General features: G+C 35.7%; 18 protein-coding genes. 12 read left to right on the top strand and 6 right to left on the bottom strand.

Annotated elements, in window-relative coordinates; translation table 11 throughout:
- Positions 1-31: 31 nt before the first annotated feature.
- Positions 32-217: a hypothetical protein gene (locus SPD89_RS11470; RefSeq protein ID WP_336262089.1), complete on the top strand. Its 186-nt coding sequence runs from the start codon at positions 32-34 to the stop codon at positions 215-217.
- A 326-nt stretch (positions 218-543) separates the two neighbouring features.
- Here the strand turns inward: SPD89_RS11470 and SPD89_RS11465 are convergent, their stop codons facing one another.
- Positions 544-1,194: a hypothetical protein gene (locus tag SPD89_RS11465; protein ID WP_336262088.1), complete on the bottom strand. Its 651-nt coding sequence runs from the start codon at positions 1,192-1,194 to the stop codon at positions 544-546.
- 83 nt (positions 1,195-1,277) lie between these two features.
- Between SPD89_RS11465 and SPD89_RS23070 the strand changes: the two genes are divergently transcribed.
- The 7 genes from SPD89_RS23070 (at position 1,278) to SPD89_RS11435 (ending at position 10,400) form a co-directional block, all read left to right on the top strand.
- On the top strand, positions 1,278-1,718 hold the full coding sequence (locus SPD89_RS23070) for a helix-turn-helix domain-containing protein (RefSeq protein ID WP_442961136.1): 441 nt from the start codon (positions 1,278-1,280) through the stop codon (positions 1,716-1,718).
- A gap of 185 nt (positions 1,719-1,903) precedes the next feature.
- Positions 1,904-4,612, top strand: coding sequence for a CDP-glycerol glycerophosphotransferase family protein (locus SPD89_RS11460; RefSeq protein WP_336262087.1), 2,709 nt, complete (start codon positions 1,904-1,906; stop codon positions 4,610-4,612).
- Positions 4,613-4,755: 143 nt separating this feature from the next.
- On the top strand, positions 4,756-5,271 hold the full coding sequence (locus SPD89_RS11455) for a type I restriction endonuclease subunit R, EcoR124 family (protein WP_336262092.1): 516 nt from the start codon (positions 4,756-4,758) through the stop codon (positions 5,269-5,271).
- A 903-nt stretch (positions 5,272-6,174) separates the two neighbouring features.
- On the top strand, positions 6,175-8,508 hold the full coding sequence (locus tag SPD89_RS11450; protein WP_336262086.1) for a transglycosylase domain-containing protein: 2,334 nt from the start codon (positions 6,175-6,177) through the stop codon (positions 8,506-8,508).
- Positions 8,509-8,867: 359 nt separating this feature from the next.
- Positions 8,868-9,299: a cell wall hydrolase gene (locus SPD89_RS11445; protein ID WP_336262085.1), complete on the top strand. Its 432-nt coding sequence runs from the start codon at positions 8,868-8,870 to the stop codon at positions 9,297-9,299.
- A gap of 12 nt (positions 9,300-9,311) precedes the next feature.
- A complete protein-coding gene (gene gerQ, locus SPD89_RS11440; protein WP_336262084.1) occupies positions 9,312-9,797 on the top strand; it encodes a spore coat protein GerQ in 486 nt (161 codons plus the stop codon).
- A gap of 444 nt (positions 9,798-10,241) precedes the next feature.
- Positions 10,242-10,400 carry a hypothetical protein gene (locus SPD89_RS11435; protein WP_336262083.1) on the top strand — a complete coding sequence of 53 codons (159 nt, stop codon included), beginning with the start codon at positions 10,242-10,244 and terminating at the stop codon, positions 10,398-10,400.
- A 164-nt stretch (positions 10,401-10,564) separates the two neighbouring features.
- Here the strand turns inward: SPD89_RS11435 and SPD89_RS11430 are convergent, their stop codons facing one another.
- From SPD89_RS11430 to SPD89_RS11420, 3 genes are all read right to left on the bottom strand, one after another.
- The gene (locus tag SPD89_RS11430; RefSeq protein WP_336262091.1) at positions 10,565-11,968 is read right to left on the bottom strand and encodes a SpoVR family protein; all 1,404 of its coding nucleotides are present in this window, start codon (positions 11,966-11,968) and stop codon (positions 10,565-10,567) included.
- A 110-nt stretch (positions 11,969-12,078) separates the two neighbouring features.
- Positions 12,079-13,248 (bottom strand): sporulation protein YhbH, encoded by a 1,170-nt coding sequence (gene yhbH, locus SPD89_RS11425; protein WP_336262082.1) that lies wholly within the window; start codon positions 13,246-13,248, stop codon positions 12,079-12,081.
- A 137-nt stretch (positions 13,249-13,385) separates the two neighbouring features.
- Positions 13,386-15,281, bottom strand: coding sequence for a PrkA family serine protein kinase (locus SPD89_RS11420; RefSeq protein WP_336262081.1), 1,896 nt, complete (start codon positions 15,279-15,281; stop codon positions 13,386-13,388).
- 177 nt (positions 15,282-15,458) lie between these two features.
- Between SPD89_RS11420 and dapF the strand changes: the two genes are divergently transcribed.
- The 4 genes from dapF to nfsA all read left to right on the top strand — a co-directional run bounded on the left by dapF (position 15,459) and on the right by nfsA (position 20,288).
- Positions 15,459-16,286 carry a diaminopimelate epimerase gene (dapF, locus tag SPD89_RS11415; RefSeq protein ID WP_336262080.1) on the top strand — a complete coding sequence of 276 codons (828 nt, stop codon included), beginning with the start codon at positions 15,459-15,461 and terminating at the stop codon, positions 16,284-16,286.
- 33 nt (positions 16,287-16,319) lie between these two features.
- Positions 16,320-17,549, top strand: coding sequence for a dicarboxylate/amino acid:cation symporter (locus SPD89_RS11410; protein WP_336262079.1), 1,230 nt, complete (start codon positions 16,320-16,322; stop codon positions 17,547-17,549).
- A 485-nt stretch (positions 17,550-18,034) separates the two neighbouring features.
- Entirely contained in the window at positions 18,035-19,216 is a 1,182-nt protein-coding gene (locus tag SPD89_RS11405) for a KamA family radical SAM protein (protein WP_336262078.1), read from the top strand.
- A gap of 343 nt (positions 19,217-19,559) precedes the next feature.
- The gene (gene nfsA / locus SPD89_RS11400) at positions 19,560-20,288 is read left to right on the top strand and encodes an oxygen-insensitive NADPH nitroreductase (RefSeq protein WP_336262077.1); all 729 of its coding nucleotides are present in this window, start codon (positions 19,560-19,562) and stop codon (positions 20,286-20,288) included.
- A gap of 244 nt (positions 20,289-20,532) precedes the next feature.
- Here nfsA and SPD89_RS11395 read toward each other — a convergent pair whose 3' ends face one another.
- Together SPD89_RS11395 and SPD89_RS11390 are read right to left on the bottom strand one after the other, a co-directional pair.
- A complete protein-coding gene (locus tag SPD89_RS11395; protein ID WP_336262076.1) occupies positions 20,533-20,724 on the bottom strand; it encodes a hypothetical protein in 192 nt (63 codons plus the stop codon).
- A gap of 8 nt (positions 20,725-20,732) precedes the next feature.
- On the bottom strand, positions 20,733-20,945 hold the full coding sequence (locus SPD89_RS11390; RefSeq protein WP_336262075.1) for a hypothetical protein: 213 nt from the start codon (positions 20,943-20,945) through the stop codon (positions 20,733-20,735).
- Positions 20,946-20,964: the final 19 nt, after the last annotated feature.

The following is a 20,964-nucleotide window of genomic DNA, read 5'->3' as shown; positions in this document are numbered from 1 at the left end:
ATAGTTCTACCAGCCATCTGGAGGACACTAAGTGACAGCGATAGCTGTTGTTTGGTGTCCTTTTTTATATTTATTTGAAAGGATGATGAATATGCAGCTATCATTTTTACCCAAGATAGATAGAGACGAAATAAAAAAGAATGTGGAGGTAGCATTGGAAAAATACCAGATCATGTTGCTTATGGATCCAGAAGATTCGCCGAGAACAAAACATTAAAAATGATTATGTATTTATTACGCAGTACGGGGAGAATTGCCAGCGCACGCCTACGAATAATAACATATCGAAGCGTATTAATAAATACCGACGAGATTTTGGATTAAAGAACATGAGTTTACACGCTCTGCGCCGAGGCTTCGCTATCAATCTTTACAAGCGTAGCGGTCGCGATCTTGCGCTTGTACAGTGACTTCTCCGTGACTACTCGTTATCTTCATTTAACCGTCGAAGAGGTAGCGGAAGATATTAGACGTCATTTGTAAAAAGTAAAATAAAAAAACGACAGCCTAACGGTATTATCCGATAAGCTGTCGTTTTTTTGCTTAATTTATCGAGATCGTTTCGTCAAATGCTTCTGTTTCAAACGAATCTTCGTCGAATACGTTTCCTAGTTTTAGCGTAATTTCTTCGATTTCAGCAACGTTAAATCCGTCATCGTCCGCCATGAAACGAATTGTACCAGTCTTCTCTACTCCCGAATGTATCTCACCGGAAACGTCCCCTTTCGTCATGAACATATTAGCCCCGTATTGCTTATTTCCGATAATCAAATCGTGCTGATCCGGATGGAATGATTTAGAGTTATCCCCTTCGTTATTTATCGTCATATGTACCTTGACGTCTTTCTCCGTTATTTCAATGTTGCTTATATGTATATTCAGTCCGTTAACCTCGTATGTTTCGTCTACTTCTACGTCTAATTCCGTAATTTCCTCCGACTCTTCTTTCGGATTATCCTCGGTTGCTTCCGATTCTTCGATATTTTCATCGTCAATAGTCGCTACTGCCGGCTCGGAATCGGTAGGGACGGCGAATATTAACGCTATGAATAAGCCTACCGTCGAAAATGCCCCTACGCCAATTGTTGCGACTAATCCGATCCACGCTCGCCGTTTTTTCATTATCGTTAAAATAAGGAAAACTACTGCACCAATTCCCGACAATACCATTAATAATAAAAATAAGACCCACATACTAATTTCCCCCTTCGATTGCCCTTCGTTGATTACTCATCAGTATACCTTATTTATATGGAAAATTAAACCTGTTTACGATTATGTTAAGGATGCACGGTAAGTTAACAGAATGTTTAAACTTTAAATTTAATGTCCCACTTTATACCACGTCGATACCCTTTATAAGTAAGGGGGTGGTTATTATCTCGTCGGAACGAATAGTCCTCGACCGTCGTAAAGCGCCTTTTGTCATGGTTACTCGTGCGATATTAGAGGATGAGTCGCTAAAAGCGGCGGATAAATCAGTGTACTCCACGCTGTGCATGTACCCGGATAACCGTACTTCCGATTGTTTTCCGAGTAGGGAAACAATATTAAAGAAATCGGGCGTAAGCGATCGAACGTTAAGGAACTGTTTAAAGACGTTAGAGGAACGAGGATACATTGAAGTGTTGAATAGATTATCTAGAATACCTGAAGTTAACTCAAATGACTCAATCATTATTTTTTATACAAGAAACTATTTAAACGCTCATTTTTGACTTTTTATGATATAATAACTGAGTTATAATATAGAAATAATAACTAAATGAAAGAGGCTATTTTATAGTATGTAAATGCGTAATTTCATACAAGTTTGTTTACTTTTAAAAAGATGATTATCATATTTTATACTTAGTATATCTATAATAAACGACAATGTTAGCGTAAATAAGAGGTGATTTGTTTGAACAGTAATATAAAGGAGAAAAAGGGAAAATTAGCTAAATTACCCACGTTGCTTCGTAGCTATTTAGCTTTAAAAGTATATACCAGATCTGGTAATACTCAAGGTATATATAGAAATTTGCAAAAATTAAAGTCGATTTATAAAAATAAGCCTGACTATTATCTTCGTTTATCAAAGCTTGCTTATGAACAGAAATTGTGGATGCAATCCTTACAATATATTAACACTGCTATTCAATTAACAGAAGATTCAACTGCAAATGAGCTTTATTTGAACAAAGCGGACATCTTAATTCATTTAGGTGAATCCGACCAAGCAATATTATGCTTGCATAAGTACTTAACATCTATGCCTAGAGATATACATGCTCATCGTAAGTTAGCAAATCAGTACAAGAAAATGCGTCAGTGGGAGAAATCAATAGTTTCCTTTAAATCTTATCTAAAACTGAACCCAACCGACGCTACTTCTATTTTTCAATTAGCGGAATGCTATCGAAAACTTAAAGATTATCATAATGCGGAGATTTATTATAAACAAGCTATAAATAGCTTTAACCAACAATCGAGTCGTAAATCTCTTGTCACAGCGTATTATCGGCTAGGTTGCATGCAACTCATAAAAGACCCTGACCAAGCAGCTGATTCATTTGAAAAAGTCATCCAACTGGATCAAGAACTAAATAGTCAACAATTGGGAATAGGTGTTTTTCATGAGAAACATAAACAATGGCAATATGCTGTAGACGCATATAAAAGCCAGTTGTTACAGGACGAAAGTAATGCGGATTTATTTTTTAAATTAGCTTCTATATTAGATAATAAGCTATATAAGCCCGAACAAGCTTTACATTATTATGAAACAGCTCTAGAACTGGACAAAGTTCGTTCGCCATGGCACTTTGCACTGGCTAATTGTTATGAACAATTAAATGACTATCATAATGCGGCCAAATGGTTCAAAAGCGCTATCGATAGACAGGAAAAACATCGCCCTGGAAACTATCGACGATTAGCCTCAGTGCTTGTTCAACTTGGCAAAATTGATGAAGCATTAATCGCCTACAAGGAAGCTGAGCTTTTTAGCAAACCAAACTATATTGATCAAGGTTTTTATAAAAAGAATATTACTAAAGAAAAGGTTCGTTATGCTATCAGTTATGAACATTATTCGGTAAATGATCAGATCATTTTTTACGAAAGTCTAAGTGGTACACGAATGATGGATAGTCCTTTTGCAATTTTTGAGCATATTTTAGGGAAAGATGACTTTAAAAATTATACCCATGTATGGGTAGTGAACTCGTTTCAAGTAATCCCTAATGAATTCAGATCCATGGATAATATCATATATGTCAAAAAGAAGTCCGATGCTTACTTTAAATATATTAGTAGTGCTAAATATCTCATATGTAACTCGACCTTTGATCCTTATGTTGTGCGAAAGCCCGATCAACTTTATTTACAGACAAGTCACGGAATATTTTATAAAACCGTTGGTCGTGACAGTTCAGGATCACCGGTCGGGGTTGTTGGAAGTACTCGTAATTTACTGCAAGCCACTCATATTATTGTACCGAATGAATATATGGCCGAAAAACAACCAAGAAGCTATTCAATCAGAGGGATACATTCTGGCGAAATTGCAAAGATTGGTTACCCGCGTATAGATGTAACACTAAATATGACGGAAGATACTAAACGTCAAATATCGTCTAAATTATGTTTGGAATTGTCTAAGAAAATTGTTCTTTACGTACCAACATGGCGTGGAGAAACAAAAGCAGACAATCGTTTTGATTCAAATCAACTCATTCAGGACTTAAACATGTTAGCAGAGCTTGATGTGAACGTCGTATTTCGTGGACATCCAATATCAAATCGCTTATTAAGGAATGTTAAATTTCCGAAGAACGTTATTATTCCACCACCAGATATTCTTACAAATGAGCTACTAGGAATATCAGATATTGTGATTAGTGATTACTCGAGTGTCTTTTTTGATTTCTTAGTTACAGAACGACCAATTATTCATTACCTCTATGATTTAAATGTCTATAAAAAAGAGCGTGGCTTAAACTTAAGTGAGGAAGAACTACCTGGAACTATAGCTAAATCTAGTGAAGAATTAAAAGCTGCAATCATAAGCAAACTACAAAATGATCAGCCTAGTCCACATTACTTAGCAGCCAAAGAGAGGTTTTGTCCATATGATGATGGTAAGTCAACAGAAAGGGTTGTCAAGTGGTTTTTTTATGGGGATTCACGTAACATTCAGTTTGTCAATCGAATGAATTTATCTAAATCATTGTATTTAATAGGAACCTTAAGCGATCCAGAAAGATTTTCTAGTCTCTTTCGCCAGCTTAAACATGCAGATCAAAACAATGAAGTGTTTACTTTATTATTTAGTAACGAAGTATCGAAGGATAAAGATAAACGAAGTATGGTATTAGATTTAAATTCGGACATTAATTTTATCGTCCATGATAAGAATATGCCAATTACGTTAGAAGAAGCCTTTGCAATAAACTACTTTCAAAAAAATCGAGAATTTGTTAATAACAGAATGAAATCTGCTTATCAACAGGCGTATATCCGGGAGGCTAGACGGTTGTTTGGAGACAGTCAATTTCATCAAATATATAATTACGATACGGATTCCGACTATTATAGTAGTCTACAAGAAAGTATATTGACGCAATAGACATGATATGATTCGTAATATTTCCGGTGGTGGGTGCAAAAGAGTTTGGTTCTATTATTAACTTTCAATATCCCAAAATAACAGAAGATATCGTTAATCAAGCATTGACGTAATATGGTAGTGGCGGGAAAAGTAGTAAAGCGATTGTTGAACCATATGTCACAGATGTAGAAAAGTTCGCTATCAAAGTAAGTGAAATGATTCCTACTTTACTTGATCCAACGAGTTTGCAAGAAGTACAACATGATGATGAAAAGAAAGAAGCTTTTATTCTTGCTTACAAAGACAGCTCGGAACAATTAAATTTGGTTCAACAGTATTACGAAATTAAATGGAGTGAGCCAACTTTTGGTATAGATGAACATACATGGTTACACTATGTGGGTGCTTACAAAAATCTAACATGGGAAGAAGGAGATCCTAAGCCAATAGCCTCTCTAAATGCGCTAGTGGGAAAGACGAAGCTAGCGGGCACACAAGTAATGGATGCAAATCATATCCTTAATCTTATTGGTTCAAAAGTTGTATGCATAAAATATTTTGCGGATCATAATCATAAATATCATGATGGATATTTGTTAACTTATGACACAATCAATAAAGTTGTAATTTTGGAAAAAACGCATATCCTGTTTGATAGTGTGATCGAGGTTAATTAAAAAGACCACTAAAAGCGGTCTTAAAAGAATAATTTTTTTGCTACACATTTACTACAAACTTTTTCGGGCATATAAATAAGGCTGCCTGGGACGTACCCTAAAAGCGTTGTAAGTCGTATGACTGCAGCGTTTTTTGTTACTTAATGATACGGTCAGTGAACGAACGTCATACGAATTATCACTGATATTTCATTCGTGTATTGGAGGTGATATTATGATGAGAAATAGAGAAGCTTTCACAGTAAACGGAGATTTATCTGTACAAAATGGCTCAAAAATGAACCAGTAAGGTGGTTCAATATTAAGGTGCGAAATGCAGAAATACTTAAATCTTAGGAAGAAGATAGAACATACAGTGCGATTAATTACTACCAAAAAATAAACCAATTAACTATTAAGTCTGATTTTGTTAGAGTTTTGATTCACTTAAAGTTTTAACCGAGTCATTGATTGATCATAAGTTCCGTTGTCCATCTTGTAATGGCATTCAACTATTTCTTGTGGATGTAATAGTGGAGAAGGAGAAGAAATATGTCTAAAGGGAAATATTCGACTGGAAAGTATAAATTATCCACCGTTGTTGTTATTTTTAAAACATCATTTTATTTTCTAAACAACCAACATTGAAAAATGGATAAGCATTAATTGACTCACCCCTAAATATTAAGATGAGATTTTTCTATTTTAACGCAACTCTAGGTTATAGGTTAGACTTTCTTCTTTATAAATGTTCCTAAATGCGTTAATGTTTATTTTTTTATGTTTCCCTTTTGAGGATGAGACTTTCGAACCTATTTTTTATTTGTAATCGCTGTCAAGGGTATCCGAGTTCTTTATTCCATTAGAATACTATATAATAGAGAATGGGGTTTTAATAGTTTTGTAGATAAGGGTGAAGTGGGCGTGTCTAACAACTATACATCTAGAGTGGAAAAAAGACATCAGAGGAAAAAAACAAATCAACATAAGAGAAGTTGGTGGAAGATACTTTTATTAAGTTTAGGTATAACTTGTACTCTTATTGTTGGTGGAGGTGCAATATCGGTTGCGGTTATGATCAATGATGCACCGGAGCTAAAGGAAAGCAATCTACAAATGCCGCAATCTACACGAATTTACGATGAAGATGGCAAACAGATTGATACTTTATTTCAAGAAGAAAACCGGATTAATGTTTCGATTGATGAGGTGCCAGATGTGATGAAGGCTGCGATTATTTCGATTGAAGATAAACGGTTTTATGATCATAACGGGATTGATTGGCGTCGTTTAATCGGTGCGGCTCGTAGTAATATTAAACATGGTTGGGGTGCGGAAGGTGGTTCTACGCTTACCCAACAGGTTATTAAACGAACCGTTCTATCTCCAGAAAAAACGTTGAAACGAAAGGTACAGGAAGCGTGGCTTGCCATGAAGCTGGAAAAGAAATACTCAAAAGATGAGATTCTTGAACTGTATTTAAATAATGTGTATTACGGTCATGGGGCTTATGGAATTAAGACGGCTGCGGTGACTTATTTTGGTGAAGAAGATCTTTCTCAATTAAGCATCTCTCAGGCTGCTCTTCTCGCTGGTTTGCCTAATTCACCAAGTGCGACAGATCCATTCAAGTATCCTGACAAGGCAGAAAAAAGACGCGATAAGGTTTTAGAGTCAATGGTAGACAATGGATTTATTAACAAAGAACAGGAAGCTAAAGCTAAAGAGGAGTTGGTTGCTGATATTGTTTTAAAAGAAGAGAAAAAGCAGGAAAATGATAATCCTTATAATGCTTATGTTGATGCTGTTTATGATCAGTTGGTAAATGAAGAAAAGGTTGTTTCAGATGATGAATTTTTCCAAGGTGGCTTGAAAATTTATACACATCTTGATTCTGATGCGCAACAAGCCACGTATGATTTGCTTCATTCGGAAAATATTGCTTATCCAGATGAAGATTTTGAAGTTGGTTTATCGTTAGTTGATACGGAGACAGGTGCTATTAAAGCAATTGGCGGAGGAAGAAATTTTAAAGCCATTCGTTATTCTAACTATGGATCTAATATTAAGCATCACCCCGGATCAACGATTAAACCGATTCTCGATTATGGTCCGGCCATCGAACACTTAAAGTGGCCTACGTCGCATATCTTGACGGATGAGCCATATGCATACAGTGACGGAACACCGATTAATGAGTGGGATGGTAAGTACTGGGGTAGCGTTTCGATTCGAAGGGCGCTAGAATGGTCAAGAAATATCCCTGCGTTAAAGGCATTTCAAGCCGTGGGAGCAGATAAGGCTCAGGCGTTTGCTGCAGGAGTTGGCATTGACATTGATCCGATTTATGAGTCAGCTGCTATCGGTGGTTTTGATGGTGTGTCACCATTGCAGATGGCGGCGGCCTATGCTGCATTTGGAAATGGTGGGACGTATAATGAACCTTCCGCTGTTAAAAAGGTTGTTTTTCCTGATGGTAAAGAGTGGGAACCTGATTTGATTTCTGAGAAGGCCATGGAGGACTATACGGCTTATATGATTACGGATATTCTTAAGACAGTCATGGTAAGTGGCACCGGAATGCAAGCCAATATTGAGGGGATTCCCGTCGCAGGGAAGACAGGATCAACAAATATTGATCAAAAGGATCTTGAAAAATATGGTATTACCGATGGACTTCGTGATTCATGGTTTTCTGGTTATACCACTGAATATTCCTTAACTGTTTGGACGGGTTACCCGTCGATGAAAAATGAAGATGGGGATGTTCAGTATATTAAATATGATGGTACGCAGGATATTGCCAAACATCTTTTCCGCGAATTAATGTCGGAGGTGTCGTCGTCAGACGTTAAAGATTTCGTACGGCCGGACTCAGTTGTTTCTATCGGTTCGGAACTACATGTACGCGGGGCTGAACCAGCAACGCCTCAGAAGGAGCCGTCCAATTCTTCTAATCAAAAGCAGGAGGAAGAAGAACAGAACGAACAAGTAGACGAAGAGAAAGAAGACGAACGGGAAGAACAGGAAAAACAGGAAGAAAAAGAAAAACAAGAAAAACAGGAAAAACAGGAAGACGAGAATCAAGAAGAAGATGATGAAAACGAGGAAGATGACGTCGGTAATGACGATAAACAAGTGGATGAAAATGAGGGACAGCCTGATCCCGACGAGGAAACGGACGATCAAGATGGAGAAAATGATCGAAAGGAAGGCGGAGAGAAAAATAATGACAACGACGGCGAAAATGGAGATTAATAGACAATAATTAATCGGGATGAAGGTAGAATTAAAAGATAAATTAGCTGAAAAAGATACTTTATAAAGATACAGTGCTTTCTCCAGGTTATGTGATAGTGATAAAAGAGTGGAACGCCTATATTGATAGGTTTTCACTCTTTTTTTGTATTTCACTATTATTATAGTGTTTGTACTTAAGCTTAATTATATTGCTAGATTAACATTAAAGTCGCTGACTCAAAATCCACTGTATTTAATCAACTAATTGCCGAATTAATTTTCTGAGAACGACAATGTTTTTGTTTTGGCCTATTATAACCTTGCACTTTTACATTTGCCTAAACATAGCATAGGAAATGAGGATGGGGGTGAATGTCTTGGCTGTAGTTCAAGCTACTGAAGAAGATGTGCAGCTTTTAGCGCGGTTAATGAGAGCAGAAGCAGAAGGGGAAGGGGAACTCGGAATGCTTATGGTCGGAAATGTCGGTGTCAATCGTGTTAGAGGTGATTGTTTAGATTTTCCACAAATTACTACAATTAGAGAGATGGTTTTCCAATACCCGGGTGGCTTTGAAGCTACTCAGAAAGGATATTTTTATCAGCGGGCGCGCCCAAATGAAATACGTTTGGCCAGAGAGGTAATTAAAGGGAATCGTTATCATCCGGCAACTAATTCTTTATGGTTTTTTATGCCAGCAGGAGCATGTCCAGCACAGTGGTACAATCAATGGAATTCTGGTAGATATAAATCTCATTGTTTTTATCATCCAACGGAATCTGCATGTGCATCCGTTTATTCAACATTTTAAGGAGGAAATGGAATGTATTGTTGTCAACAACCAATGTTTACAGGATGTATGCCACCTTGGCAATATCAAGGATGGCAGGGAGGATTAGCTAACATGAATAATCAAATGATGGGTATGCCAATCATGCCAAATCAAAGTAATCAAATGCAAGATATGACATCTGTTATGCCTTTTCTACAAGGTAGTGAACAAACTTTACCAAGTGAAACGTCAGGACAACTTCCAATCGAACAATCATATATTGAAAACATTTTGCGTTTAAATAGGGGAAAATTAGTGACCGTTTACATGTCATTTGATGGAGAAGCTGGAGCAAGTACTCCTCAAGTGTTTACAGGGATTATTGAAGCAGCGGGTCGGGACCACATCATACTTAGTGACCAACAAACAGGAATGAGGTATTTACTTTTAATGGTATATCTTAATTATGTAACATTTGAAGAGGAAATTGAATACCGTAGTCCTGTCGGGCAAATGGCAACTTACTCCCCACGGTAACTGCTAACTTATTTCATTTTAAACATAGTTTCTAAGCTAAGAAACTATGTTTTTTTATGTGGTTTTAATAGCAAAAATAGCAGGAATAAATTTATACATGTATTTTTATAATCTAAATAAATCTAATAAACGAGCTCAAAACACAATTCATCTTCGGCATTATCGTATATCATTTTATTTTTGACTAATTTTTTAGAAAAATTTGGCATATAATTTAAACTGGCAAAAAAGACATTTTAATCAGACTGTTTGTCCAATCAAAACTTATTGCATCCCCATATATTGTTAGTAAGGTCGGCCTGCTTTATATAGAATATGGAGGAATGAAGATGGGATGTTATGATCGTGATGATCGTCAGCGTAGGGACGTCAGATTCGTCTGTGAGTGTCGTCCAGTGAGGGGAGACCGTGATAGATGCGGTTGCCGTGATAAGTGTAGATGTCATGATAGAAAGCGTGACTGGGACCATGGTCGAAGAAGAGGTGGCTACAGCGACTGGTGTGGATGTAGTAGTTGCGAAAGAGAAAGAGATAGACGTAGAGAGCGCAGACGAGATCAAGAGTTTGTCTGCAGATGTCGGGAAAAAAGATAGTTATAATTAATAGTTTAGAAAGAGCCTGAGATGAAGGGCTCTTTCTTTATTCAACTGACCAATAGTTTTGTCTAAACTGCATAATCGATAGCGGTTGGTTTTATTTAGATTCAAATGAAATGATTGCAATAATAATTGAGTAAACGAATTAACTAAACTATTTTTGTTCTAGCTTTATTTATACAATTTGCGTTGCATATGTTTTTCTCCATTGTATGAGAATAGTGTATTTTTATCTTCTACAAAAGTTTCTATATGAACTGTTCTTCCCCATAATTCGTAAATATAAGAAAGAACATTTTCTAAATAAGGTATATCTAATTCAATACCTTCATAACTATGAACTAGATATAATTCACCATTCCGTAAATAATCTCCATCCTCTACATAAATATATGGGAATCCACCATTTACTCTTGCAGTAATAAGCTGCTCTCTAATTTCTTCATAGTCTTTATCAGTAATTCGATATGCATTTCCTTGTTTTTGAAATAAGTACATATCTTCTTGTTTAACAAGATCTTTCGTTAAATAATTGCGAATAAATGACGTATCTGATTCTATTTCTCTTACTTCAAATATCATCTTCCGACCAGAATTAGGTTTTACACCTATTTGTTTCATTTCTTCAGTCGGATTTTCATACCGTTTTTCAATGTCTTCAAAAATTTTTAAACCTAGATAGTATGGATTTATTTGTGTTCTAGATGGTTGCACGACACTAGCATTTAACTTTGCAAATTCAATTGTTTCATCAGGAGTTAAATTCATTTCTCGTAAAATTCGTTGATGCCAATAGGAAGCCCAGCCTTCATTCATTATTTTTGTCTCAAGCTGTGACCAAAAATATAGCATTTCTTCTCGCATCATTGTTAAAATATCACGTTGCCAGTCTTCTAAGTTTCGACTATACGCTTCAATAAATAAAAGTAAATCCTTTTCTGGCTTTGGAGGGATTTTTTTTTCGTTTTTTTGGATTATTTTTTCAGTAGATTGATTATCAAGTTCCCAGAGATCATCATAAGGCGTTTTTGGTCGGTTCAGTACAGTTTCCTCTGTATTTGGTGCAAGACCGGGCTTTAACCTCGCTCTCGTAATCGAAGGGTCTATATGTTCCTGAATGGATAAAACAGCATCTAGAAAATTTTCCACTTCATCTTTTCCATGAGTCATTTCATAATGAGCAATTCGTTCTGCAGTTGCTGACATACTGTCGACCATATCACGTCTTGTATTGGAAAAACGAACATTATTTTTAAAGAAATCACTATGTGCAAGTACATGGGCAATAATTAGTTTATTTTGAATTAAACTATTTGTGTCCAGTAAAAATGCATAACAAGGATTTGAGTTAATGACAAGCTCATAAATTTGACTGAGCCCCAAATCATAATGAAGTTTCATTTTGTGAAATTGTTTACCAAAACTCCAATGGGTAAATCTAGTAGGCATTCCATAAGCACCAAATGTATAAATGATATCGGCTGGACAAATTTCATATCGCATGGGAAAGAAATCCAGTCCAAACCCCTTTGCGATTTCAGTGATTTCTTCAATGGCATTGTGAAGTTCTTTCATTTCATCCAAAGGTATTCCTCCTTAGTAAAAAACTTAAGGCTCTCGCTAAATTAGCTGGCGAAAGCCTAAGTTGTTATCAACTTAAAAAAAGCGATCTTATGTGAATGATATCAATTAGCAGTAACTTCTTCTTTACGAAAGAAACTTTTTAAGGCATGGTATACATCCTGTTTTTCCTTTAAAATATAATGTCTGAACTTTGGGTTATCGATCCTACGATAGGCACTCATTAAAGTAGAATATCTTCTATAAGCATTTACCTCTCCATATCCGAACATATTTGCGACCTCCATTATTTCTTCAATAAGCGTTAAACAATTAGGATTATCTGATGTTAAGTTATCGCCATCTGAAAAATGAAAGGGGTAAATGTTATATCTACTCGGACTATATCGATCATCAATTAACTCTAATGCTTTTTCATAAGCTGAAGAACAAATTGTTCCACCGCTTTCGCCTTTATAGAAAAACTCTTCCTCCGTTACTTCTTTTGCTTTTGTATGATGGGCAATAAATGCAATTTCAACAGATTCATATTTGGTACGAAGAAATCTAGTCATCCAAAAGAAGAAACTTCTAGACATATGTTTTTCGAAATTTCCCATAGAGCCACTAGTATCCATCATCGCAAGTACAACGGCATTTGATTCATGTTTAATTTCTTCATTCCATGTTTTAAAACGTAAATCATCGTTTGAAATTGGTGCGATCGTTGCTTTCCCTTCTGTTGCGTTTCTTTTTAATGCTGATAATATCGTTCGTTTTTTATCGATATTCCCCATTAGTCCTTTTTTCCGTACATCATTAAACTCAATTTTACTTGTTTTAATTTCATTTGATTCTTTTTCTTTTAAATTTGGTAATTCCAATTCATTGAAAAGAATACCTTCAATTTCCGCAATAGAAACCTCAGCTTCATAATAATCAACGCCAGGTTCATCTCCGGCATTTTTACCTTTACCTGGTCCACTTCCTTGGCCAGAAGCTTGATCTGGGTCTTGAGCTACAACGTCTCCAATATTGCTGTCTCCATCTCCTTGACCAACGTGTTTAGATTTTTCATGATTATATCGTATTTTATACTCATCTAAAGAACGGATTGGTATTTTAATGATATCTCGACCGTCTGATGTAACAATGCTTTCTTCACTAATCAAATCTGGTAAGTTATTTTTAATCGCATCTTTTACTTTATCCATGTGACGTTGCTGGTCTTGATACCCTTTACGGTGGAGGGACCAGTTTTCTTGGGAGATGACAAAATTATCTTTTTCATCCATTTTTTTCTCCCTCCTACTATTAATAAGTTGTTATATTCTATGCATTGGGAATGAATTTATTGTCAATAAACATCTATCTACGAAAGTAAAAAGAAAAACAAGACTTCGTTACGAATCAGCCTTGTTTTTCTGTCATGTTACCGATTTAATAAACTTCCAACATACTGCAATAGTTCATTGGCCGAGACGGAGTTGTACCCATGTTCATCTATTAGTCTTGCAATTACTTCATTAATTTTCTTTAGCTGTGACTCATCAGGAGTTTTAGATGTTGTCGTTATTTTAACGACATCTTTTAGATCAGCAAATAATTTTTTCTGAATCGCTTCTTTTAATCGTTGATGGGAATTATAATCAAACTTTTTACCTTTTCTAGCAAAGACAGAAATTCGAATTAAAATTTCTTCACGGAAAGCTTTTTTAGCATTTTCTGAAATCCCAATTTGTTCTTCAATGGAACGCATTAATTTTTCATTTGGACTCATTTCTTCTCCGGTTAAAGGGTCCTTCAATTTATTGTTGTTACAGTATGCTTCAACATTATCGAGATAATTGTCCATCAATGTTTTTGCCGATTCTTCGTAGGAGTAGACGAATGCTTTTTGTACTTCCTTCTTGGCAATTTCATCGTATTCCTTTCTGGCTACAGCAATGTAATTTAAATATTCTTCCTTATCCTCCTGCGTAATAGAAGGGTGCTGATCCAATCCTTCTTTTAAAGAACGTAAAACATCAAGAGCATTTATTGATTTTACTTCTTTTCTGATGATAGCTGAAGAAATCCGATTAATAACATAACGAGGGTCAATACCGGTGAGCCCTTCATCTGGAAATTCATTTTTCAATTCGTCTACATTGATTTTATTCCCATCTTCAATATTTTCGCCGTCATATAAACGCATTTTTTTAATTAAGTCAATTCCTTGTTTTTTAGGTTTTTTCAGTCTAGTTAACACCGAAAAAATAGCTGCTACTTTTAATGCATGTGGGGCAATATGAATATCTTTCATGTCACTTTGTCGAATCATTTTTTTGTAAATGCGTTCTTCATCACTAACTTTTAAGTTATAAGGAATCGGCATCACAATTATTCTAGAGTGAAGAGCTTCATTTTTTTTATTGGAAATAAATGTTCGATATTCTGCTTCGTTCGTATGTGCAACGATAAGTTCATCTGCTGAAATGAGCGCAAATCTACCTGCTTTAAAGTTTCCTTCTTGGGTTAAAGATAATAAATGCCATAAAAATTTTTCGTCACATTTTAACATTTCTTGAAATTCCATCATTCCTCGATTTGCTTTATTTAATTCTCCGTCAAAACGATATGCTCTAGGGTCTGATTCTGAACCATATTCCGCTATTGTAGAAAAATCGATACTTCCAGTTAAATCGGCAATATCTTGAGATTTCGGATCTGATGGACTGAACGTTCCAATGCCAACTCGTTTGTCTTCTGAAAAGAAAATCCTTTCAACCATGACATCTTCAATTCGTCCATTATACTCTGTTTCTAAGCGCATCGTATTTAAAGGGGATAAACTTCCTTCAATTTTAATACCATATTCTTCATAAAAATCATCCCGCAAATGATTTGGAATGAGATGAAGCGGGTCTTCATGCATCGGGCAACCTTTAATTGCATAAACAGCACCTTCGTCCGTTCGTGTATAGTTTTCAAGGCCTCGTTTTAATAGTGTTACAATGGTTGACTTCCCACCACTTACCGGTCCCATCAGTAAAAGAATTCGTTTTTTTACATCAAGTCTTTTGGCCGCTGGATGCAAATATTCTTCTACTAGTTTTTCCATAGCATCTTCAAGTCCAAAAATTTCTTCGCCAAAAAAATTGTATGATTTCACACCATCTTTTTCAGTGATTCCGGCACTTTTAATCATATTGTAAACTCGTGAGTGTGCAGTTTGTGCAACCTCGGGCTGCTGTTTAACAATATCTAAATATTCAGCAAAAGTACCTTCCCATTTTAACCTCTCTTCTTCTTCACGGTGACTTTTTAGCTTATTTAAAATATCCATTTTTTAATCCCTCCACCCAATCGAGGTTTATACAGCTTATGCAAAAGGAAAGGTATTGATGCAAGTATGTAGCTTTCTTATAATCAATGAAAATAGTATTAATCTTCCTAAAATATAATTGTTTTGGTGGTCTTAGGGATGTACAATAAAATAAATAAACATTTTTAGGAGGTCAATGTGAAACTAAATTTTACAAAGATGCACGGTTGTGGGAATGATTTTATTATATTTGACAACCGCAAGACTATTTTGAAAAATAACAACCTACCCCAATTTATTAAAAGGATATGTGAAAGGAAATTTAACATTGGTGCAAATGGGGTCATGTTCGTGGAAAAATCCAAAACAGCTGATTTTACCTTACGTTATTTTAATGCCGATGGATCAGAAGGAGAGATGTGTGGAAATGGCGCTCGTTGTATTGCTCGGTTTGCATATGTAAACGGGATCGCTCAGAAAAATATGTTGTTTGATACGTTAGATGGTAAGTATAAAGCGAAAATTTTGGAGGATGGAGATGTAAAAATCTTTTTTCCCCCAATTGATATTAAAGATTTTTTGTTTAATCAAACATTGTTACTGGACAGAGAAGAGGTATTTTATCATTTCGGTTCTGTCGGTGTTCCTCATACAATTGTTCATGAAGAAAAAATATTCCAGATAAGTGATGAAAATTTTACTTCGTGGGCAAGTCGGATAAGAAACCATAAAAACTTTCCGAAAGGGACAAATGTAAATGTTGTTCAAATTGATAACAAACATCAAATTAGTGTGAGGACATATGAAAGAGGGGTGGAGGAGGAAACGATGGCGTGTGGATCAGGGGCAACTGCCTCGGCAATTATTTCTTCAGTTGTACATAAAACTAAATCACCTGTCCAAGTCCGAACAAGGGGAGGTGATCTGATGATTGATTTTACTATCGATCAAGATAGGATTGAACATATTTCACTAACCGGCAATGCGGTTATTGTTTATGAAGGGACGATTAACGAAAGTTTTTAAAAAAATACGAAATTATTGCGAGGAGTAGTGAATATGAAAGATAAATTTCAAGCTTACCGGTTTCCTATTATTTTATTAACATCTATTATTATAGGCTCTATTATTGGTTTAGTATTTGGTGAAAAAGCTAACGTCATTAAACCTTTTGGGGATATTTTTATTAATTTATTATTTATGGTAGTTATTCCTCTAGTCTTTTTTTCTATTTCATCAGCAATTGCTAATATGGATAGTATGAAAAGACTAGGGAAAATAATGGGCTCGATGATGACGGTTTTTATTTTGACAGGTATTATCGCATCCGTATTTATGTTACTGGCAATACTTATCTTTTCTCCAGGTGGAGGCGTTGATATTCCTTTAGAAACTCCGGACGATGTAGAAAGTGTTACATTATCAGAACAGCTCGTAAATACATTTACAGTACCAGAGTTTGTCGATTTATTTTCGAGGTCAAATATGCTTGCTTTAATAATTTTCTCCGTTCTTGTTGGTGTATCGACCGGATTAGTGGGGGAGCAGGGAAGGCCATTTGCTAAATTTTTATCCGGTGGTTCCGAAGTCTTTATGAAAGTGGTACAAATTATCATGTATTATGCTCCAATCGGATTAGGTGCTTATTTTGCCTCCCTAATCGGTGAATTTGGAACTGCGTTGATTGGCGATTATGCAAAAGCAATTATTATTTATTATCCTGTTTCCATCTTGTATTTCTTTATTGGATTTACATTATATGCTTTTATTGCTGGTGGAAAAGAAGGAATCATCCGTTTTTGGAAAAATATACTTGCTCCTGCGGCAACAGCACTAGGAACTGGAAGTAGTGTAGCAACGTTGCCAGTGAATTTACAGGCAGCGAAGCGAATCGGTGTGCCAAAGGATATTCGAGAGACAGTTTTACCACTTGGTGCAACTATTCATATGGACGGGTCTTGTTTATCTGCCATGTTAAAAATTGCTTTTGTATTTGGAGTATTTAATATGGACTTTTCAGGGATTGGCACATTCATTACAGCAATTGGAATTTGTTTATTATCCGGTATTGTAATGAGTGGAATTCCCGGTGGCGGTTTTATTGGCGAAATGATGATTGTAACTTTATATGGACTACCGATTCAAGCATTACCGATTATTTCAGCTATTGGTGTTGTTGTGGATCCGCCCGCTACGATGGTAAACTCAACTGGTGATACCGTGGCGAGTATGGTAGTGACGAGACATTTAGATGGGAAAGAATGGATAGAAGTAGCAGAAGTGGAATAAGGAGTGTTCAGGGAGGCTAGGATAGACCAATTTTTATAAAAAGCCGCATCTTAATAGTGCACATTCCCCACTAGTAAAAATGTATTGTCATAATAAGCGATCAGTTACGCTAAAATCGTAAGGGGGGATGTCACTAATTCATATAGCAATAGCAGGATGTACTTCAATGTATGGGATCTGAAAACATTATTTATAATCGAAATAACATGAATTATTAAAAATGTAGAATACACACTTAAATGTCTTATACCCTTTTGGTTGAGTATTTTTGACAAAGTTATGTCGAATATGTAAAAAATCAAAAGCTCGTTTGAACAATCTGTCATTATATGTTATGTTCATAATAAGGACTTGTAATATTTTGTTTCTTTACTTGATCTTAAAGATTTATAGATTAAAAGATATCTACCAATCTTTTGTCAAAGATCAGATATATTTGCGACAAATTGTCGCTAACAAAATTAATCGATGGAGGAGATTGATTCATGGCACTACCAAGGTATATTACGGACATTGATCAAATTACACAAATACCTGAATCAGAGCGTGAAAAATTAAAAGCGATTACAGACAAGTTTGTCTTTCGGGTAAATGATTATTATTTAGGTTTAATTGATTGGGAAGATCCAAATGATCCAATTAAGAAGCTAGTTATCCCAAATACAAATGAATTAGCAGATTACGGTCGCTGGGATGCTTCTGATGAAGATACAAACTATGTTGTTCCTGGTTGCCAACATAAGTATACGACTACTGCTCTGTTAGTTTGTTCTGAAGTATGTGGGGCATATTGCAGATATTGTTTTAGAAAACGCCTTTTTAGAAATGATGTTAAAGAAGCAATGATCGATGTGGATCCGGGAATTAAGTACATTAGTGAACACCCAGAAATCAATAATGTTTTACTCACTGGTGGAGACCCTCTCATTTTAGCTGCAAGAAGATTAGATATGATTTTCACACGTCTCCGTGAAATCGATCATGTTAAGATTATCCGCGTTGGCTCCAAATTACCTGTTTTTAACCCAATGCGCATTTATGAAGACCAAGAATTGCTCGATGTCATCCGCAAACACTCTACAAAAGATAAACGTATATATATAATGGCACATGTGAATCACCCGCGTGAAATAACAGAAGAAGCATATAAAGGATTCCAAGCATTACATGATGCTGGAGCAATTGTCGTTAACCAAACTCCGGTATTAAAAGGAATTAACGATGATCCGGATGTATTGGGAGAATTAATGGACAAACTATCATGGGCTGGAGTTACCCCTTATTATTTCTTTATCAATCGTCCAGTCAGAGGAAATGAAGATTTTGTATTAACGTTAGAAGAAGCTTATAATATTGTTGAAGGCGCTAAAGCAAAAACGTCTGGACTCGGAAAAAGAGTTCGACTGTCAATGAGCCATACAGCGGGTAAAGTAGAAATATTGGCGATTGAAGATGGAAAGGCATATTTAAAATTCCACCAGTCACGCGATGGAAACTACGGTAAATTTATGGTCTTAGATTGTCCAAAAGATGCAGCTTGGTTCGATGACTTACCAGGAAATGAACTGTACTGGGATCGACCAGAGAAAAAAGTTGAAGAAGTAGTGTCTGTAAATAAAATGAGTGATATGCCAGAGCGACGCAGACGTCGTCGGAAGAGCAGTTGAACAAAACCAATTAATTTTAATAAAGGAAATTAGGCATAGGAGAATCTAAACTATACAATCTTCAAATTTGTATTAGTTCGGATTCTCCTTTTTACTGCTTTTGAAAAATCGTATTGTTCTTTTTCGTGCGACATAACTCTGTATATTATTGAACGACTTGAAATCTTAACGAATGGCTATATGTAGGCGAACCTAGTCGGTATCTTCGAAGTCAACTATGCATTTTCCGTTGTTCTTTTTGTTTGATCGCCTCATTTAAATCTGATCTGTTTTTAAATAACATTTTTAGATATGCTATGATATATGGTGGAATGAAAGAATTTTTAGTAAAGGATTGATACATATGCTTGACCTACTGAAATCTCACATATCAATTAGAAAATACAAGAATATACCAATCTCTGATGAAAAATTTAAAGAGTTATTACATGCTGCTCAACATGCAGCGAGTTCTCATTTTGTCCAAGCTTACTCTGTTATTCAAGTAAAGGATCCTGCAAAAGTTGAAGCATTGGGTAAGCTTTCCAAGAATGAACGCCAATTTGAAACTGCGGCATTATCGTTGTTGTTCTGTGCTGATTTAAAGCGGGGACAAAAAGCAGTTCAATTACACGATAAAGATATTATTGGGGATACAGTGGAAGACTTTTTGGTTGCTGTAATTGATACCGCACTTTTAGCGCAAAACTTTGTAGTTGCCGCTGAATCAGAAGGCTATGGCATTTGTTATATTGGAGGAGTCCGAAATAATCCGAAAGAGATTAGTGAATTATTCAAGTTACCAGATTATGTCATACCTCTTTTTGGAATGACCGTCGGTGTTCCCGATCAAGAAAATGAGGTTAAACCAAGAATGCCGGTAGAGTCTATCATTCATATTGATCAATATGATGAGACAGAGCAAAATGAACAGCTCATTGCATATGATAAGGTTTTTAATGAATACTATAAACGCAGAACTAGAAATAAAAAGGATATGACCTGGACGGAGACAATGGCAGATTTCTGGCCGAACAAAAGACGAGCTCATATGAAAGAATTTATTCAGTCAAAAGGTTTTTTGCAAGAATGAAAACAAAAAGTATTTACTTTAGTATATGGTTAGTCCACAAAAAGGAAGTTTTCTAAAAAGGGGAATTCAAAAACACAATATATAGTAACTATTTTACTGTTTCAATACCATATATAGTATAAAAAATAAATGAATGACCTTTTTGGGAGTGAACCAGTATATAGTATTTTTACTATAATTCTTTTAGAATGGTTACATCTTCCTTCAGATCGGCACATTATTTCCAAAAATGGCACATCTTCCTTCAGATCGGCACATAATTTCCAAAAATGGCACATCTCGCTTCAGATCGGCACATAATTTCCGAAAACGGCACATCTTCCTTCAGATCGGCACATAATTTCCGAAAACGGCACATCTTCCTTCGGATCGGCACATAATTTCCGAAAACGGCACATTTTCCTTCAGATTGGCACATAATTTCCGAAAACGGCACATCTTCCTTCAGATTGGCACATGATTTTCGAAAACGGCACATCTCGCTTCAGATCGGCACATAATTTCCGAAAACGGCACATCTTCCTTCAGATCGGCACATAATTTCCAAAAATGGCACATCTCGCTTCGGATCGGCACATAATTTCCGAAAACGGCACATCTCGCTTCAGATCGGCACATAATTTCCGAAAACAGCACATCTTCATTTTTATAAATCAAATAAACTAAAGCTATTATT

The organism is Pseudogracilibacillus sp. SO30301A (assembly GCF_037072025.1).
GTDB lineage: Bacteria > Bacillota > Bacilli > Bacillales > Amphibacillaceae > Pseudogracilibacillus.
The sequence above is the reverse complement of the archived record's forward strand: the minus strand, read 5'-3'. Positions and strand labels throughout refer to the sequence as shown.

Coding starts and splice junctions, on each gene's coding strand:
- SPD89_RS11430 (WP_336262091.1), bottom strand. CDS start 11,968: ATGAAAGAACTTCACAATGCCATTGAAGAAATCACTGAAATCGCAAAG.
- yhbH (WP_336262082.1), bottom strand. CDS start 13,248: ATGGATGAAAAAGATAATTTTGTCATCTCCCAAGAAAACTGGTCCCTC.
- SPD89_RS23070 (WP_442961136.1), top strand. CDS start 1,278: ATGTTAAGGATGCACGGTAAGTTAACAGAATGTTTAAACTTTAAATTT.
- SPD89_RS11405 (WP_336262078.1), top strand. CDS start 18,035: ATGGCACTACCAAGGTATATTACGGACATTGATCAAATTACACAAATA.
- SPD89_RS11420 (WP_336262081.1), bottom strand. CDS start 15,281: ATGGATATTTTAAATAAGCTAAAAAGTCACCGTGAAGAAGAAGAGAGG.
- nfsA (WP_336262077.1), top strand. CDS start 19,560: ATGCTTGACCTACTGAAATCTCACATATCAATTAGAAAATACAAGAAT.
- SPD89_RS11465 (WP_336262088.1), bottom strand. CDS start 1,194: ATGTGGGTCTTATTTTTATTATTAATGGTATTGTCGGGAATTGGTGCA.
- SPD89_RS11435 (WP_336262083.1), top strand. CDS start 10,242: ATGATAGAAAGCGTGACTGGGACCATGGTCGAAGAAGAGGTGGCTACA.
- gerQ (WP_336262084.1), top strand. CDS start 9,312: ATGTATTGTTGTCAACAACCAATGTTTACAGGATGTATGCCACCTTGG.
- SPD89_RS11410 (WP_336262079.1), top strand. CDS start 16,320: ATGAAAGATAAATTTCAAGCTTACCGGTTTCCTATTATTTTATTAACA.